This is a genomic window from Microcystis wesenbergii NRERC-220 (genome assembly GCF_032027425.1).
GTDB classification, from domain to species: Bacteria; Cyanobacteriota; Cyanobacteriia; order Cyanobacteriales; family Microcystaceae; genus Microcystis; species Microcystis wesenbergii_A.
Window position 1 is genome coordinate 2,227,807 of the sequence record NZ_JAVSJA010000001.1, and the last position, 17,671, is coordinate 2,245,477.

Below are 17,671 nucleotides of genomic sequence, written 5' to 3' on the forward strand. Positions count from 1 at the left end.
GAAACTTCCCACTTCCTACTGGTCTTGAATATAAGGTTGATTATTCTTGAGACAGTTGTATGCCTTTTGTAACTCGATTCCCAGATAACCGATATGTTCGGGAATAATCGCAGGATTAGTAGTTGCAAGCTCGCGGATTAATTTCAGGGGATTTTTGCCTTGATAACAAGCGACAATTTCCCCGCTGCCGGGGGTAGTTTGTTGGACAAGAATTTGTTCTTCTTCCACAGAAATCAAAAAGTTACCGCTAGGGTCAAAAAAGTCGCGCTGATTGACAATTTTATCGTACTGGGTGGCGATTAATCGTTCGACATTTTCCCAAGTATCATCGTATATATGGGCCGATTGACTGATAGTAATCAGTGGACCCATTGATAAATTGTAGTCGGAGCGCTTGCTAATCTCATCCCTAATATGTTGCTGTAAAGCACGCAATCCCATGGCATTTGCCGGCCAAGCGGCAAACATATCATTACTTCTAAATATTGCAGTGAGAGATAATTCATTTTCCACCACTCGCACCCAAATATGATTTAAACAGGGACTACCTCCCTTTTCGTGGTCTTTCACATCCCAGAGGGACATGACTGCACTAGCTGCGTCAATTTCTGAGATTAATTTATTGATAACCTGTGCAATTTGGTCTCGGTCAAACCAAGAGCGCAATCTTTGACCGTAGGTGTATTTAACTCCTTGGTGTATAGGAGAATCATCGAGAATTTGTCCGATATATTCGGTGAGAAAAGGTCTATCTATAGGCAAATAATTAGGTTCGGGAAAATAAAAGTCTGGGGGTTCATCGGTGACAACGGCCATTAGGTCAATTAATTCTTGCCATTTACCATCATATCCTGTCGGTCTAATTGTGCCGGTGGTTTTAATCTTTTGGAGAATTTTTACCCAAGTTTCGGCAATAGTTTTTCCTTCAATGCGATGACCGTATCTTGTCCCAGGTAGCAGAGAAGGAAGATTTTCTAAGAGAGGAAAGATTAAGGGTTCTCCCCAAGTTGGTAAGGGAGATTGTTCTGCATAATTTTTGACAGTTTCAATCGCTTCTTGAATGGATTTAACTGGTTGATATTGAATCGATTGACGTAATTTTTCAAGGGTTTCTCGGTCAATTTCTTTGTCAATATATCCCGTGATAGAAGAATTAATTAGCCAACATTCTCTACCTGTGTCACTTTTTCCTAGCTGGAATCCTTGACTAAAAAAGTCTAGTAAACATTGACAGCTACCGGAGTTTTTATCTTCCTTAGTCGCGTTGAGAATAACTAAATATCTAACGTGGGGATTTGCTATTAAGTTTCTCAGCAGGGGATTAATTCCTCTGCTGGGACTATAAAGATTGCCAATTACTGCGTATTGGTCGGGATTTAAATGTTTAGCAAGGGACTGTTTTACTGTCCATCCCGTGATAATTGCCGTTTGGCCGTGACCGCAGATTAATTGATTGGGTTTATAGTGGGGTTGGTAGATGAATTTAGGGGTGGTTTCTATACTGAGCATAGATTTAAATTAATCGGTCAAGATAATTAATAATATTTTGGTGAAGGTGTTCTATTGTATCATTGCCATCCAGTTGTAAACAATTATCTTTATATTCTTTAAATATCTGGAGAAACATCTGACGAACTTTCATTAACTTTTCTTGTTTTTCGTACACTTCTGTGATGGCTCGGTTTTTAATTCTTGCCAGAGAAATATCGGGAAGAACATCGATATAAATGACTAAATCGGGATTGGGAAAATGTTGATTTAACTGCCGAATAAAAGCCAATTCTTCGGGATTATTGCCATTGTAGGCCAGGGAAGAAAAATAATAACGCGTAGTGATAACGTGGGTTTGTTCTTGCTGAATAAGTTTAAAAACGCCATCATGATCATTATATAAGTGATAATGGCGATCAGCTGCAAATAAATAAGCCATTTGTCGGTCAAATTTATTTTGATCTTCGATAGAAATAAGATTAGTTTGCATTATTTCTCGAATCAAACGACCGATAACTCCCTCGGAAGGTTCCGGACTTAAAACTGCTTTTTCCCCGCGCTTGAAAAAATATTCTTGTAGGAGTTTTGCTTGGGTACTTGTCCCCGATCCGTCAATACCTTCAAAGACAATAAATTTCGGTTTCATAATTTAATCTTCTTTCTCGATCTAATTATCTGAATAATTGTTTTAGCCAAGTTAACCAAGATTTTTTCTGGGGGATTAATAGCGTCATTTCTCCGATAATCTCTCCCATACTTCCCCAAGTATAAATATTTTTATTGAGGGATTGTATGGTTAAATTTTCTTGTAAAGCTAAACTGATAATACTAATCATTTCTGCTGCTTGATTACCGACTATTTGCGCTCCCAGTATTTTACCATCTTGTCGGTAGATTAATTGACAAAATCCCGTGGTTTCCCCCCAGATTTGTTGTGGGATCATATTTTTGATTGGATAGTTGATCATCTTTACCTCCTCACCATAGCTCTCCCAGGCCGCTTTTCCGGTTAAACCCACCCAAGCAATAGCCGGATCAAAAGCAATAAATGAGGGAATTTGATCGGGATTAAAGTTAAATTTTTCTCCCGTGAGCAGATGCTTGACTAACCCAAAAGCGGCCCGGTGATTTAAAGTAGGATCGGGATAATTATTTCTGAGCAAATTTAGGGCATAAATGCGGGAATTATCGGTTTGTAATTGCCGATTAACCCTAATTAGTCCTTGCTCTAGTTTAACTCCCACCCCAGCCAAATTTAATCCCTGTTCATTGACTTGATAATTACCGGCAAAAATCAGATCATCAACTTCGATAACACGATTGCCTAATTGTAGCCATTTTTGACCCTCGATCGCTTTCACTTGACTAGGACAATAGCCGGGTAAAATCTTAATTCCTTCCGCTTCTAAAATGGCAGTAACTAAATGGGAGATTTCCCGATCAATATCCGGCAGCAGATAATTATCCTCGATAATTAAGCTAATTTCTTTCCCCAAACGTCGGAGAATTTGCGCTAAACTCACAGCCATGCTGCTGTTGCCAATAATCGCTAAATGTTGTCCCAACTTGTCTAAATTTGGCTCTTGCCAAAGGGTTTGAGCGGTAAAATAATTAACTTCATCTAAGCCGAAAATTTTCGGGACTTGCGGATAAAAACCAGTAGCGATAAGATAGTGTTTAGCCAACAATTGCCGACCGTTAACCACGAATCCCAAATGGGGCAGCCGGACAAATTCCCCCCCACCCAGGATAACATCTATTCCTTCCGTGGCTAATCTCGCTAAAGAATGATGTTTATTAATAGTTTTATCTACTTCCTCTAACCATTGCCGCAACCGTTGCCATTGGGGATAAATAGCCGTTTCTTGCCAATGATTAAGCAGTTTATAGAGATGGATAATTTGGCTGTAGCCCTTGCTAAAAATGTCCTCAGATGCCTCTAAATTGTCCCTAGAAGGCTGTTGCACTAAAGCCACCCTTTTTTTGAGGTGAACAGCCAACAAAGCCGCTTCTATCCCCGCAGGAGTGGCACCGATAATTACTAAGTCGTAAACCACAAATATTCGGTCGTCAGGAGCCGGAAACTTAACAATAAAAACTCAAATCTGATAACTGATAACTGATAACTGATAACTGATAACTGATAACTGATTACCGGCGCCGGTCTTGCAGTTTTTTATAGACATCTCGCAGGGGGACTTGGTGATAGGCGAGGGCGACGAGGGTATGATAAAAAAGATCGGCCACTTCTGCGGTAATAGCATCGCCATCATTATCTTTGCAGGCCATGACCACTTCTGCCGATTCTTCGCCGATTTTCTTGAGAATTTTGTTATCTCCTCCGGCCAAAAGTTTACAGGTGTAGGATTCCGGATGAGGATCGTCTCTGCGATCGCAAATTACCTTAAACAATTCCGAGAGAGTGTCGGCCGCTGGCGGTGATTTTTGCCAGTTTACTTGGTGAAAACAGCTTCTTTCGCCGGTATGACAGGCGATATCACCGATTTGCTCAATAGTCAGTAAGATAGCATCACTATCGCAATCGTAGCGAATTTGACGCACTTTTTGGATATGGCCGGAAGTGGCTCCCTTGTGCCACAATTCTTGACGAGAACGACTCCAATACCACGCTTCCCCAGTGGTGAGGGTTTTTTCGAGGGATTCCCGATTCATCCAGGCCATCATTAACACTGTAGCATCAAGATAGTCTTGAGCGATCGCTGGTACTAAACCCTGGGGATTATAAGCGATCGCGTCGAGGGGAATAGCGGAGAGTAAAGAGGACATCAGTTTTTCGCGGTCAAGAATTATGGTGAGATAAATTACCCAAAGCTTAATTATATAGCGATGATATCGCCAGGGCTTCATTATCCCTGTCTAAAACCCAAAACCCGCTAACGACCCTTAAAAACAACAATTAGGTCTTGGCTCGCGTTAGCATCAATAATTAAGAAAAAGCTAAAAGTCAGAAACCCTGCCAGGGCATCTAACCTTTAGCTATTAATGTCTTGACCATATTGGCAGCTGTTATTTTCATCTCTTGAAGCGGGAAACTAATCCTAGACCACCAACGGTGAGCAGTCCGAGAATAGTACCCGGTTCGGGTACTTCAGTACCTTGTGTGAATTTATTCGACGAAGACATCAGAGTTCCACCAGGATTAGGGGCAAGTGTATTCGTGACCGTGAGCTTCTTGAGATCACCAGTAATAGGGTTGAAAGAACCAGGAGCAGGCGGGGCAGGCCAGCCGTTAAGTGATATTAAGGTGAGATTGGGTTCCTGAAGGAATGTGGTTACAGTCCCGTAGCCGAGGGGAGGGTTGACATTTACGTCTGAATCCACTTGAGCCCCTGTAAAATGAAAGTTGGGGTCTAGGATCTCGATTGTGTAGGTGAAAGACCCAGCCGCAGAGAGCATACCCACTGGATCGAATTCAAAGGCATACTCTTGTCCAGCCTCGCTCAAGGTAATGAAGGTGGTCGTGCCTGGTATCGCACCAGTAGCAAATGTATCACTGACGTATGTAACTTTTTTGTCGCCCACTTGGAGGGTAGTTCCAGCCTTGAATTGGTCCCAGTTAATCGATACTGTTGCTGCACTGGCACTGGTAGCGGTAAGCACTGAGCCGGCGAGAACGCCGATGGCGGCGGCTCCCGTGGCGATGGGAAAAGCAAGAGTTTTGGTTAATTTGTTTCTTCTAAGCATAACTGAATTGTCCAGCGTTAGTTTTGTGTACTATGGTGAATCACTCTCAACGTAGTTGGGAGCTTCCTGCTTCAATGGGATGCAAGATAGCAAGTCTTACCTTCCCGACCCGGGCAGGAGTCCTAGTTCCTAAGACCCATACTTTTTCTTGCAACACGACCCGTTGAGCTTGTTTATCGCACAAGGAATAGTGGTCAAGATATGCTTGTTATAGCACAGTTTTTGAGAATTGTCTAAGTAGGGGGGCACAATTATTTGTAGGATGGGTCAGCGGTAGCGTAACATGAGCGGGCGTTGGGTTTCATGCTTCAACCGTTCGGACCTCGGCGTGAGACTTCGGCGTGAGCTTTTGTCGAACGCTCGGTCGAACGCTGATCTCACGGCCGAAGCCCAACCTACGTTCTATGTTAAAGTCAACAGAAAGCTTAAAAAAACCTTAAGATTTTTGATAACTTTTCGTTTGACCTGATAAAAGTCTAGCTAAGTTTTTCAAAAAAAACAAGTGTTGACAAAAGTTGCTCTTTTCTTAATTTTTCATCAAGACAATTTGACGCTCCCATCGCACTAAGCACTTCGGGATTCCGGGTTCATCCAGTTACCTTGTCTAACAATTTCGCCTGTTGACTCTCCCCCGCTAACCGCTCGCGCGGTGTAGCAAGGGATTCTTGATTCATAGGCTCTTGACTAGATCGAACAGATTTAACTGAACGACCCCCGTCAAATCGCCTCCGCAAGCATTTTCTAACACGGTCAGTCCGACCGCGTTTTTGCCTCGGTTCTCGATTACTTTTGCTGATGCCGTATCTCTTGGTTCGATGTGACCGCAAGAATCACACCGGTGAACTCTTTCCGATAACGACTTTTTGCCGGTAATCGCGCCACAATTCGGACACTCCTGGGAAGTTCCGTTTTTATCGACCTTAAGATAATATTTCCCCCGTTTCCAAACAACAAACGGTAGTAAGTAGCTGGTTATAATTAAATTAAAAATGGATTTTAGGTTCGATCCCCCCTGCCCTCCTTGATAAGGTAGGGTTGATTCATGAATCAACCCTACCCTTGATAAGGGGGGTGTCTGACAACTTTTAACGCCTACCTACTTATCTCGTTAATAAAACTACCGATACCTGAATCCAGAGATTGTTTTCTAACGATCCCTCTAGACCAGGAAACGAAGTTAATATCTTCGACAAAGATATTATCAGCAATATCACAAAGGTAATGAGCTAGTTTAAAGTGCCAATCTCTACGAGTATTAGACACTTTTTCAGGTAATCTTGCTATCTTCTCTTGGAGTTTCAACCAATTGTTCGAGCCTTTGACTTGATGTTTCAAGCGTCTTTGTAGCAATTTAAGCTTACTCTGTACTTTCAACAAAAATCGAGGGGCTTTGATTAAATCTCCCCGTGAAGTAGCGACAAAACTCTCAATCCCCGCGTCGATTCCTAAACAGGTTTTCCCCACTGTCATATCGGGAACTAATTCCGGAGATTGGAAAGAAACCGAAACGTAAAATCCCGACGCTTTTTGGATAATTTGAGCTTGTTTAGGCTCAAACCCAGACGGGTACTCCCTAGATTTCCTAATCCGAATTTTTCCTAATTGCGGAAAATTCAAGCATCCATCCCCTAGAAAGTTTTTTGACAGCGCAGGAAAAACCAAACTCCGCATCTTTTTCTTAAATCTAGGAAAGCCGAAGCCTTTCGATTTCATGTCAGAAAAAGCTTTATCTACAGTTTTTAAGACTTGCTGTAAAACTTGAGCGTTAACCGTCTTTAATATCGGGTAAACTTTTTTAGCTTCCGTTAGATTTTTAGCTTGAACGAAGTAATTTGGATAGGGTTCATCCGCAGGAATTATGTACTCGGAAACTAGCGAACAGTGATCCGCAAGACACTTTCGAGAGTTTAGCCAATCTTTCCGTTCTGAAAGAGCGTAATTATAAACGCTCTTGCCAACATCAAGAATGTGGATTATCTCCCGTTCCTGTTGTCTGTTTACCTTTAGTTTGTACTGGTAGGTAAGCGTTATCACTGTCGTTAGTTTCGTGATGTATAGTTAAATTGTCACACTTACTGCCTAATATGTCAACCGATTACAATCATGGACCAAACTAATCGCTAACCTTAAAACAGTTAGTAGTCGCTTAATTAGAAAGGAATTTCTGGATTTGGCGGCCAAGTATTTCCACAACAAACCCTATTTTTGGACGGGAGGTTATTTCGTGGCTAGTTGTGGCGGCGTTACTGTCGAACAACTAAAAAAATACGTCGAGAACCAAAACTCCCCAAAAGTGGAAACGCTACTGCGTTAGTTTCATTCTGGTGGCGATTTATACGCAGTTTAACGGGAGTCCTCTCGCTCCATTGAGATAGACGGTAGGTAGTCTGTAGTCGGGCTTGAATTTCTGTCCGCGGCTCGACTGATCTCGCCGAACGTCCCGACAGTGTTGATGGCGGCGTTTTTATCTCTATCTAGAACACAACATAGCATAGTTTACTCTATTTTCTTTCCCAGAGTCCATCCATCCTCAAGAATGCCCATTCTGATAGCTTCTTCAATGGCTAAGCTGTTCGTAATTTAAATTGCCTGTTGAGATGAGGCACTCTTGCAAGAGGCAACCCCCCCCTGACTTGAAAGAGGGTGTAGGGCGCCGAACGTCCGAAGTCTCACGCGGCGGTTCGGCGGTTCGGCGGTTCGGCTGAGATCACCGTCGAAGCCTCACCGTCCGCTCGACTGAGCGTTCGACAAAAGCTCACGCGGCTCGACTGAGCTCGCCGAACGTCCGAAGTCTCGCCGAACGTCCGATGTCCGAACGGCAAAAGGAAAGAAAAATCGGTGTACCTCACTAGCTTAGGAAACGCTATAGTAATAGCCATCTAAAAAATGCCGACAAGCGTTAAGCTCGCTGATAACTTTTTATTTGACCTGACAGAAGCATAACCAACTTTTCCCAAAGAAACAAGTGTTTTAGAAAAAATCTCAAACCTGAAAACCTTGTATGATAAGTTTAACTTATATAGGAGTGATCAATCTCGTTCCACTCGGTCTCGCGTAGCGAGCGCGTTGCGACCGCCCGCAGGAATGTATCTTAGAATACATTTTACCCAGCAAACCTAAGAGACCCTTAGGCAAGAACTCTACCAAAAACAAAAATTAGGCCTTGACTTGTGTTATAGTCAATACCTAAGGGAAAGCTAAAGGCTAGAAAACCAAACAGGGCATCTAACCTTATAGCTATTTCAACGTCACAGTTATCAATGTGTGCGAGACATTGGTAACTGTTATTTTTGTTTTTTGAAGCGGGACACCAATCCTAAACCACCCACTGCCAGAAGTCCGAGGATAGTACCCGGTTCGGGGACGTGAGGGGCTTCTCGGAAATTATTGGACAGGACGCTTAGACCTTCATTGGTACTTCCTGGATTAGTAGGAATGAAGGTATCTGTGATGCGCAATGCTTTGGTGAGGGGGATATCGAGGAAACCGTTAGGAAAAGGGTCGGGGTCGCCGTTAAATGAAGTTAAGGTGCGGGAGAACTCAGGCTCTCCTTGCTTGGTTACACTCCCGTAGGTCTCTGTTGTGTCTGAATCTATTGAAACCCCATTAACGAACGTAGGGAACGTAATGTCATATATTAAAGTCCCGGCATTACTATCGGTCGCAAGAGTACCGGGTATAGCACTGTATGTGAATTCATACTCATCACCGGCTTTGAACAGAGTAACTGTATCAAAACCGGGTTGACTCGGAACAAACGTACTATCGACGACGTACGTAGCTGTTGCTCCGTTACCAGGAATTACAAGAGGATTTCCGGCCACCCATGCCGCCCAAGTTGAGGTCACAGAGCCATTAGGACTAGGAGTCGTCGCACTGGCACTGGTAGCGGCAAGCACCGCGCCGGCGAGAACACCGATGGCTAGAGAGCCAGAAGCAAAGGTTTTGGTTAATTTGTTGGTTGTCATCATAACTGAATTATCCAGCTGTAATTGTGTGTACTAATAGCCATCAAAAAAATGCAGACAAGCGTTAAGCTCGCTAATAAATTTTTGTTTGACTTAACAGAACTATAACAAACCTTTCCCAAAAAAACAAGTATTTTAAAAAACTTTTTTTGAGGAATATTTAGATATTTTTTGTCCAATTTATAGGAGTTTTTTTTGAGCATAATTACCCAAAAGGTAACAAATATACCCAAGCTTTTTGGTGAAAGTTGGACAAATAAACAAGCTCTAGTTTAAAAAAAATTTTGGCTATTGACAAAAATTAATCAAGAGAGTTACAAAAGATAAAACTTAACAGTTTTGAGCGTCAAAACTTCAGTTCGACGAATCAATTCCCTAGGGGTGGAAACCGGGGAAAACGGGGAAACTGAGGAAAAATAGGGAAAGGAGGCGGGCAATTTGCCCCCACAGCAACGTCTTTTTGCTTTGCCCCTATAACACCAAATCCGTTTTTAATAGTGTGATTAATCCTAGTCCAGCTTTAAAAACCCAGTCCCTTCTCCCCACTTCCCACTCCCCTAGATCTTTTAAACAGGATTTAGTATAACTAAGATACTCCGTGCGACCCGGAAACAAACTCAGGTTTGAGAAAAACAAAAAATCCCGTTTAATACCTCTATCTAAAGGGGTACTATTAATTAATTTTCCTAACTCATCTACCATCACCAGTGCGAGTAAGTCCGTTGATGCCAAATTCCGTCATTCTTCATCTTTAAAAGTGGACAACTGACCGTCTCACGTTGGACAATTCTCCCCCCATAAATTTCTTTAATTTAAAACCGAGTTATATATTCGATGTCTAGTTTTTATGCGCCAGAATTGCTAGAAAACCCCAAAACCCTCTAACGACCCGTTGATCAAAAACAAAAATTAGGTCTTGGCTTGTGCTAGAATCAGTACTAAAGAGAAAGCTAAAAGCTATAAACCCTCACAGGGCATCTAACCTTTAGCTGTTTTTTGTTCAACGTCACAGTTATCAATGTGTGCAAGACATTGGTAACTGTTATTTTTGTTTCTTAAAGCGGGAAATCAATCCTAAACCACCCACTGCCAGAAGTCCGAGGATAGTACCCGGTTCGGGGATTTCAGCAGGGGGGGGGTCTAGGTCTTGAGTGAAGTTGTTAGTGGAAAATTGTAACAGAGAACTACCATTGTCAAGGCTTGTATAGGTATCGATCACTTTGATGGTATTAGCATTGGAAGACAGAATACTGCCGAAGTCCTCAGAGCCGTTCGTGGACGTTAGGGTGATAAGCGGAGTATTATCTAGTTTGAAAATCCCCCTGGTAGCGAGATAATTCTCGTTTCCAGGCGGTCCAGATATATTTGTCTCGAATGCAACCTGAGCGAAAACTAGCTTGGGGTCAGAAATATCGACTTCGTATTGCAATGTACCATTATGAACACCGAGGCTAGTTTCTTCACTGAAATTTACAGTCCAAACACCATTATTGAGAATGAATCTCAGTTCATCGCCTAGGCTAACATCGCCATTGATACTGAAATTGTAGAAAGAGTTGTCGCCGAGGATAACGGAATCATAGAAAACACCGTCAATCTTAACACCAACGGTCTCATCTTCTTCGGCAATTTCACTACTGACAAAACCATTGCCATTTGTATCGAGTTCAACGGTAAAATGAATAGCTTGAGCGGGAGCGGCCATAGCGGTGGCGATACCGAGGGTGGCTGCACCGCAGAGGATTTTGGTTAATTTGTTTGTTGTCATCATGACTAAATTATCCAGCGTTGACTGTGTGTACTATAGCCGTCAAAAAAATGCAGATAAGCGTTAAGCTCGCTGATAAATTTTGGTTTGACTTAACAGAAGTATAACAAAGTTTTCAGAAAAAAAAGATGTTTAGATAACTTATTATTCTGTAATATCTGAAATATTTTTGTCCAATTTAGAGCAGTTTTTCCTGAACATAATTACCCACGCTTGACAAATATACCCAAGCTTTTTGGTGAAAGTTGGACAAATAAACAAGCTCTAGTTTAAAAAATTTTTTGTAAATATCCAAAAATTAATCAAGAGAGATAAAATCGATAAAACTTAATAGTTCTGACCGTTAGAACTGGAGTTCCATAAGAATCAATTCCCTAAACTGAATTATCCAGCTTTGATTGTGTGTAGTAATAGCCGTCAAACAAATGCAGACAAGCGTTAAGCTCGCTGATAAATTTTTGTTTGGCTTGACAGAAGCATAACAAACCCTTCCCAAAAAAGCAACTGTTTGATAGAATTATTTTTCGGCAATATTTTCATTTTTTTTTGTATAGTTTAGGGCAGTTTTTTCTTAAAATAATTACCCACGCTTGACAAATATACCCAAGCTTTTTGGTGAAAGTTGGACAAATAAACAAGCTCTAGTTTAAAAAATTTTTTGTATAGTGACAAAACTTAATCAAGAGAGATAAAATACATAAAAATTAATAGTTCTGACCGTTAGAACTGGAGTTCCATAAGAATCAATTCCCTAAAAGGGGGAAATGGGGTAAATGGGACAAGGAAATTCATCCCTACACCAAGGTCTTTTTGCTTTGCTGCTATAAAAGTGTCACCCGTGCGACCCAAAAACAAACTCAGGTTTGAAAAAGACACAAAATTACACTTAATATGTTTATCTAAAGGAGTATCATTAATTCTTATCAATCACCTACAATCACGGGTGGGAGCTAATCACAGGATGAAAATGGACAACTATCTGTCTAAAATTGGACAATTCTACCCTATAAAATTTTTAAATTTAAAAACGATTCATATATATGGATAATTTAATCACCACTGGAAAAGCTTGGGATTGGCTTCGGGTTAGCCTTAAGACTCTACATTCTTGGAACAAACAGGTTAAAATTTTTTCAATTCTTACCCATGATGCCCATAGTAGGACAAAAGTGTACAAATACCTGTCTAAAGGTGGACAATTATACCCCAATAAATTTTCTTTTAGCGTTTCCTAAGCTAGTGAGGTACAACTATTTTTCTTCCCTTTTGCCTTTTGCCTTTATGCCTTTATGCCTTTTGCCTAAAACCCATAACTTTTGTACCTCAACAGACTGAAAAATCCTATAATTTAAAACCGAGTTATATCTATGGATAACCTAATCACTATTCGAGAAGCCTCGGATTTGCTGGGAGTTAGCATTAAAACTCTCCGACGCTGGGAACAACAGGGTAAAATTAGCTCAATTCGTACCCCCGGTGGTCATCGCCGCTATCGACGGGAAGCTCTCTTACAATCTGGTCAAGCAACCCGATACATTATTGGCTATGCTCGTGTTAATCGACCTGAACAACAACAACAATTAGAAGCTCAGATAAAAGCGCTAGAAGAATTTTGTAGTCAGCAGGGTCAACCCTTTGAAATTCTCACCGATATCGGCAACGGAGTCAGCCACAATCACCCTAATCTTATGCGTCTAGTGCAGATGATGTGTGACGGTGGGTTGGAACGTCTAGTTTTAATCCATCCGGAAAGTGTTGGCCGCTTTTGTCATGATTTTATTTGGGGTTTGTGCGGTTTCTTTAAAATCCAAGTCATTCTCCTCAATCGATCCCATGAATTCATTGGTGCTGAGGATTTAGTGGAGGATCTGCAAGCCCTGATCACCATCTGTTACAATCGTCTCTACCCACTACATAACCCAGATCATCAGCAATTACTGGAATACCTAGAGATGCTTAAGAATGTCCGCTGACGGCGATAATAACTCCACATTGACTTTTCATGAAACTAGAAACTACGGCGATTAAACGGATTCTCGATGCTAACCTTGACCGGGCCAGAGAAGGACTGCGAATTATCGAAGAATGGTGTCGTTTTGGCTTAGATAATCCCGATTTAGCCCAAGAATGTAAAGAAATGCGCCATCAGTTGGCTAGTTGGCACTCGATCGATCTGAAACTACATCGGGACACGGCCGGGGATATCGGTAGGGATTTAAGCCATCCCAGGGAAGAAATCCGGGAGACTGTCGAGGGACTGCTGCAGGCCAATCTGGCTCGCGTACAGGAGGCTTTCAGGGTTTTAGAAGAATACGGTAAACTCTATGATCTGGAGCTAGGGATAGCCTGTAAACGGCTGCGCTATCGGGTTTATCAGCTAGAGAGTAAACTATTAATCTCTCCACCCCTAGAAAAACTGCAAGCATCTCCTCTCTATTTAGTCACTTCTCCCGCCGAAAATCTGCTAGAAATCGTCGAATTGGCCCTAAAAGGGGGTTTAAAATTGGTGCAGTACCGCCATAAAACCGCCGCTGATACGATTCGTTTAGAAGAAGCCGCTAAACTGTGTGAGTTATGCCACCGTTACGATGCTTTGTTTATTATGAACGATCGCGTCGATATTGCTCAGGCCATTCATGCCGATGGTGTTCATCTCGGTCAACAGGATGTACCGATTTCCCTAGCGCGGCAATTTCTCGGCCCCGGGGCAATTATCGGTCGGTCCACCACTAATCCCCAAGAGATGGCCAAAGCAATCCAAGAAAAGGCCGATTATGTGGGAGTGGGGCCGGTTTATGCCACCCCCACGAAAGCGGGAAAAACCCCGGCAGGATTGGAATATGTCCGTTATGCGCGGGAAAATTGCCCTTTACCCTGGTTTGCGATCGGTGGTATTGATAGTAATAACATTAAAGAGGTTTTAGAGGCAGGAGCGCAACGGGTGGCTGTAGTCCGGGCGATCATGGAAGCGCAGCATCCCGATGTGGTGACACAACAATTATTAAACCAATTAGGGCTGGCTGAATAAATCTTATCCACGAGACTGGGTTTCAGCGATTTTGGGGTTCTTCAAGTAAATCGCAAGTAGGGATTGGAGTTGAGGCTTTTCTCGTCCGCAGCAATCGGGGACTGAGGGGGGAAGACCATATAACAAATCCTTACTTTCTTCATAACTTTAGATTAATTAAGATAATGTTACAAAACTTTATGAAAAAGCCGTAGTATGATAATTTACGCCAGTAAAGCGAACACAATAAGGAGCAACACCCATAATGCAGTCGGCCGAGATGTTGCTGACAGTCCCCAAAGAGTATTTAAAACCACCGGGGGGCTTCAACCCAAACGTTACCATGTTTTTTAGTGCCTTGAGCCTAATAACCCTATCTACCTGTGGCTATTGGCTATGGTCTTGGCCCGACTGGATTTGTTTTAGTGCTAATGTCCTCGCTTTACATTTATCGGGGACAGTTATCCACGATGCCTCTCATAATTCTGCCCATAGCAATCGGATATTTAATGCTATTTTAGGTCATGGCAGTGCTTTAATGCTCGGTTTTGCCTTTCCGGTCTTCACGAGAGTCCATTTACAGCACCACGCGCACGTTAACGATCCCGAAAATGATCCGGATCATTTTGTCTCCACTGGTGGCCCTTTGTGGATGATTGCGGCCAGATTTTTTTATCACGAGATTTTCTTTTTTAAGCGGCAACTCTGGCGGAAATACGAACTGCTGGAATGGTTCCTCAGTCGTCTTTTTGTGGCTACCATAGTCATCGTCGCCTGTCAATACGGTTTTATTGGCTATGTGATGAATTTTTGGTTTGTTCCCGCTTTAGTGGTGGGAATTGCCCTCGGTTTATTTTTCGATTATCTCCCCCATCGTCCTTTCCAAGAGCGCAATCGTTGGAAAAATGCCCGCGTTTACCCCAGTTCCCTCTTAAATCTGCTGATTTTAGGCCAGAATTATCATCTCGTGCATCATCTCTGGCCGTCGATTCCTTGGTACAAATACCAACCGGCATACTATGCCACTAAACCGCTTTTAGATGCGAAAGAGTGTGAACAGTCTTTAGGTTTACTGCAAGGTAAGAATTTCTGGAGTTTCCTCTACGATGTCTTCTTGGGGATTCGCTTTCACTCCCATTCTTCTAAATCTAGCTCATAGCAGTTATCGTAATGGTGAGGTACAAGGTTTTCGTTTTGGCAAGTCGGGGGTCGATTTTATGAGAAACTCTGTATCTGTACTGGTTTTGTTGTCAACTTGATTTTTTGAAGGAGGATTTTATGGGTCAACATTGGGGAAAAGCCTTAATTTTAACAACAACTTTCTTGACAATTAACATCGATTATGCTAAGTCTTTAACCTTTGGTGAGGCCGTGGGTATTGGAGCGGGGGCCTTGTTAATCAACCGGGCGGTACAAGATAATAGACAACGTTATCGATTTGTGCCACCAGAGCAAGAATTCCAGCGCGGACTAGAGGACGGGTTTAACTTTGCCCGCTATGATAATCCGCGCAATTCCAGAGACTACGATGACGGTTTTATCGAGGGACGAAGACGGCGGGAGTCGGGTTGGTCCAGTCCCAATCGGAGAGGTTGATTATTTTTTCGGTCTGCGTCCCACTTCGGCGGTTTCTTGAATGGAAAAGATCCTCAATTTGCCGTCGATGGGAGCGACTTTAGCCACCGCTTCCGATGCCACTATATAGTTATCACCCTCGGTGTTGGTAATATTGACTACCCGCTCGCGAGTGATCATCGCCATCTCGTTATTTGCAAGAATATCCACATCCCAATTCTCAGAAAGAACCTCCATACTTTTAATATTTTTGTAGGATTCCTCTAAAAATATTTTATGTTCCGTGATGCCATTTAACTCAAAAATTTCGGTACTAGCATCGGTTTTAATGGTCAATTGCGAGGAAATAAACGGGGCATAGTGTTTGAGGATTAGGGCGATATTTTTATCTTTAATAGCAGTTTCAATGTCTTGAATCATTGCTTTAATTTCCGCTTCCTTGATTGTTTGTCCCCCATCGCGATTACTCGATTGTTTCACTGGCACTATCGAGGGATTAGCATGGACAAAAGGGGGGGAGATGCTAGGGAGAAGGGATAAACCGAGCAATAGAACAATTAATTGGGGAGAACGCATAATTTAATAAACTTGGTAAATTCAACCCGAATCATAGCATTTTCTCGTTACCGAATAAATCCTCAAGCTGAAAGTCCCCGGTTAGGGAAGCTAAGAGAGCAAAATTCTGGCTGTGCAAAGTCTAGGTTGATCCTTTAGCTATTTTTGGCTTGATATTTCCAGAATAACGGGGGTATGATCGCTAGGTTTTTCTTGTTTTCTGGGTTCTCGATCAATCAGACAATTAACGGCTTTTTCGTATAGCTGAGGAGTTAAATAAAGATGATCGATTCGCCAACCTCGGTTACGAGCAAAACCGCCGCTGCGATAATCCCACCAACTATAATGTCCTGGGTCCGATGTGAATTTTCTAAAGGCATCTTGTAAGCCAATTTCTAAGACCTTTTCTAAAGCTTCTCTTTCTTTAGCTGAAGACATAATATGATTTTCTTTGCCCTTGGCATCATAAATATCTTTATCTTCTAAGGCAATATTAAAATCTCCGCAGATACATAATTCTTCAGGTTGATAATTAATAATTTTATCTAGATATTTCCTAAGAGTTTCTAACCATTTAAGCTTATAAATATACTTGTCACTATCTAGGGAAGAACCATTAGGAACGTAGAGATTGATAATCCTAATATCGCCGATTACTCCAGTAATTAGCCGTTTCTGTTCGTCCAGTTCTCCCGTTAAATTTTCGCCGATAATTGGACTAAATCCCACAGTGATATCCTCCAGGGGTTTTTGGCTAAAAATCGCCACACCATTATAGGATTTTTGTCCAGAAATATAGAGATGATAACCCAAAGATTCAAAAGCTTCTCTGGGAAAATCTCGATCGATTACCTTAGTTTCTTGCAAGCATAAAACCTCAACGGGATTGAGTTGTAACCAGTTAATTACCTGCTCTTGTCGGCTGCGAATCGAGTTGACATTCCATGTGGCGATTTTCATAGCTAAAAACCGAGAATTTTTCTCACACTTCCTCAGCAAAACTACTGCGACGCACAAACTCAAAGGGACCGGCGATCGAACCCCAGACTAATTGATCGGTTTCGGGATCTAAACCGCGATCAACGCTAATTAATCCCCGTTCACTAATTTCAAAACTATTATCTAAATAAGTCATTCTATCTTTGCGAAAGACTAAACATTGTTTACCCGGTTTCACCACCCCTTTAAAACTGTTACCTGTCCAAGTGACATTCATATCACAACCCGCCATCGGTTCTAATAGTTCTAAGCTGAGATTTTTGAGACGCTGGGGTTCTCTAGAAGCACCAAAAAAGTTAGCTTCCTCTTTAACTTTAAAGTTTTCTAGTTCAATATGGTCATCGACTACCGACAATTTAAATACTCGCAAACGATAGGGAGTATTGAGCATAAAATCGTAGGCCTGCTCTAAAAATAAACTGGTTCCCCCCAGTAATTCATCGGGTAAAGGACGCATACACACGCGAATATGGGCGAAAAAAGGCGGATTAGCAAAAGCTTGTTCTTGATTACTAAAATCCGCCGCCATCCAGCGTGCTAGGGTTTTTAGATCCGTGGGATGAGTCATAGTTTTTGAGATGTGAATGGCTATTAGCTATCAGC

15 protein-coding genes and 3 pseudogenes are annotated in these 17,671 nt (G+C 42.1%); 5 read left to right on the forward strand and 13 right to left on the reverse strand.

Annotated features, from left to right (window positions below):
- Nucleotides 1–15 precede the first annotated feature (15 nt).
- The 7 genes and pseudogenes from RAM70_RS10925 to RAM70_RS10955 form a co-directional block, all read right to left on the reverse strand.
- Nucleotides 16–1,509, reverse strand: coding sequence for a thymidylate synthase (locus RAM70_RS10925; protein ID WP_045358431.1), 1,494 nt, complete (start codon nt 1,507–1,509; stop codon nt 16–18).
- Between the two features lie 4 nt (nt 1,510–1,513).
- Nucleotides 1,514–2,137, reverse strand: coding sequence for a dTMP kinase (gene tmk, locus RAM70_RS10930; protein ID WP_045358430.1), 624 nt, complete (start codon nt 2,135–2,137; stop codon nt 1,514–1,516).
- 25 nt (nt 2,138–2,162) lie between these two features.
- A complete protein-coding gene (locus RAM70_RS10935) occupies nt 2,163–3,548 on the reverse strand; it encodes an FAD-dependent oxidoreductase (RefSeq protein ID WP_190381187.1) in 1,386 nt (461 codons plus the stop codon).
- A 94-nt stretch (nt 3,549–3,642) separates the two neighbouring features.
- Nucleotides 3,643–4,278, reverse strand: coding sequence for a bifunctional phosphoribosyl-AMP cyclohydrolase/phosphoribosyl-ATP diphosphatase HisIE (gene hisIE, locus RAM70_RS10940; protein WP_190381186.1), 636 nt, complete (start codon nt 4,276–4,278; stop codon nt 3,643–3,645).
- Between the two features lie 246 nt (nt 4,279–4,524).
- Nucleotides 4,525–5,196 carry a PEP-CTERM sorting domain-containing protein gene (locus RAM70_RS10945; RefSeq protein ID WP_312673722.1) on the reverse strand — a complete coding sequence of 224 codons (672 nt, stop codon included), beginning with the start codon at nt 5,194–5,196 and terminating at the stop codon, nt 4,525–4,527.
- Between the two features lie 670 nt (nt 5,197–5,866).
- Nucleotides 5,867–6,160, reverse strand: a pseudogene (locus RAM70_RS10950) (zinc ribbon domain-containing protein); the annotation flags it as partial.
- A 134-nt stretch (nt 6,161–6,294) separates the two neighbouring features.
- Nucleotides 6,295–7,230 (reverse strand): annotated as a pseudogene (locus tag RAM70_RS10955) (RNA-guided endonuclease InsQ/TnpB family protein); the annotation flags it as partial.
- Nucleotides 7,231–7,303: 73 nt separating this feature from the next.
- Here RAM70_RS10955 and RAM70_RS10960 point away from each other — a divergent pair.
- A pseudogene (locus RAM70_RS10960) lies at nt 7,304–7,510 on the forward strand (IS200/IS605 family transposase); the annotation flags it as partial.
- 970 nt (nt 7,511–8,480) lie between these two features.
- Here RAM70_RS10960 and RAM70_RS10965 read toward each other — a convergent pair.
- The 3 genes from RAM70_RS10965 to RAM70_RS10975 form a co-directional block, all read right to left on the reverse strand.
- Nucleotides 8,481–9,167: a PEP-CTERM sorting domain-containing protein gene (locus tag RAM70_RS10965; RefSeq protein WP_312673724.1), complete on the reverse strand. Its 687-nt coding sequence runs from the start codon at nt 9,165–9,167 to the stop codon at nt 8,481–8,483.
- Nucleotides 9,168–9,635: 468 nt separating this feature from the next.
- Nucleotides 9,636–9,896, reverse strand: coding sequence for a hypothetical protein (locus RAM70_RS10970; protein ID WP_152606984.1), 261 nt, complete (start codon nt 9,894–9,896; stop codon nt 9,636–9,638).
- Between the two features lie 310 nt (nt 9,897–10,206).
- The gene (locus RAM70_RS10975; protein WP_312673727.1) at nt 10,207–10,935 is read right to left on the reverse strand and encodes a PEP-CTERM sorting domain-containing protein; all 729 of its coding nucleotides are present in this window, start codon (nt 10,933–10,935) and stop codon (nt 10,207–10,209) included.
- A 1,364-nt stretch (nt 10,936–12,299) separates the two neighbouring features.
- Here RAM70_RS10975 and RAM70_RS10980 point away from each other — a divergent pair.
- The 4 genes from RAM70_RS10980 (at nt 12,300) to RAM70_RS10995 (ending at nt 15,535) form a co-directional block, all read left to right on the forward strand.
- Nucleotides 12,300–12,905, forward strand: coding sequence for an IS607 family transposase (locus tag RAM70_RS10980; protein ID WP_190380513.1), 606 nt, complete (start codon nt 12,300–12,302; stop codon nt 12,903–12,905).
- Nucleotides 12,906–12,934: 29 nt separating this feature from the next.
- Nucleotides 12,935–13,960 (forward strand): thiamine phosphate synthase, encoded by a 1,026-nt coding sequence (locus RAM70_RS10985; protein ID WP_045358419.1) that lies wholly within the window; start codon nt 12,935–12,937, stop codon nt 13,958–13,960.
- 244 nt (nt 13,961–14,204) lie between these two features.
- Complete coding sequence (gene crtR, locus RAM70_RS10990; RefSeq protein ID WP_045358418.1) at nt 14,205–15,098, forward strand: beta-carotene hydroxylase; 894 nt, start codon at nt 14,205–14,207, stop codon at nt 15,096–15,098.
- Nucleotides 15,099–15,217: 119 nt separating this feature from the next.
- The gene (locus tag RAM70_RS10995; RefSeq protein ID WP_002763627.1) at nt 15,218–15,535 is read left to right on the forward strand and encodes a hypothetical protein; all 318 of its coding nucleotides are present in this window, start codon (nt 15,218–15,220) and stop codon (nt 15,533–15,535) included.
- Here the strand turns inward: RAM70_RS10995 and RAM70_RS11000 are convergent, their stop codons facing one another.
- From RAM70_RS11000 to RAM70_RS11010, 3 genes are all read right to left on the reverse strand, one after another.
- Nucleotides 15,536–16,090: a hypothetical protein gene (locus RAM70_RS11000; protein WP_312673732.1), complete on the reverse strand. Its 555-nt coding sequence runs from the start codon at nt 16,088–16,090 to the stop codon at nt 15,536–15,538.
- 138 nt (nt 16,091–16,228) lie between these two features.
- Nucleotides 16,229–17,029: an exodeoxyribonuclease III gene (xth, locus tag RAM70_RS11005; RefSeq protein ID WP_312673734.1), complete on the reverse strand. Its 801-nt coding sequence runs from the start codon at nt 17,027–17,029 to the stop codon at nt 16,229–16,231.
- Between the two features lie 22 nt (nt 17,030–17,051).
- Nucleotides 17,052–17,636 carry a chromophore lyase CpcT/CpeT gene (locus tag RAM70_RS11010; RefSeq protein WP_045358415.1) on the reverse strand — a complete coding sequence of 195 codons (585 nt, stop codon included), beginning with the start codon at nt 17,634–17,636 and terminating at the stop codon, nt 17,052–17,054.
- Between the last annotated feature and the right edge of the window lie 35 nt (nt 17,637–17,671).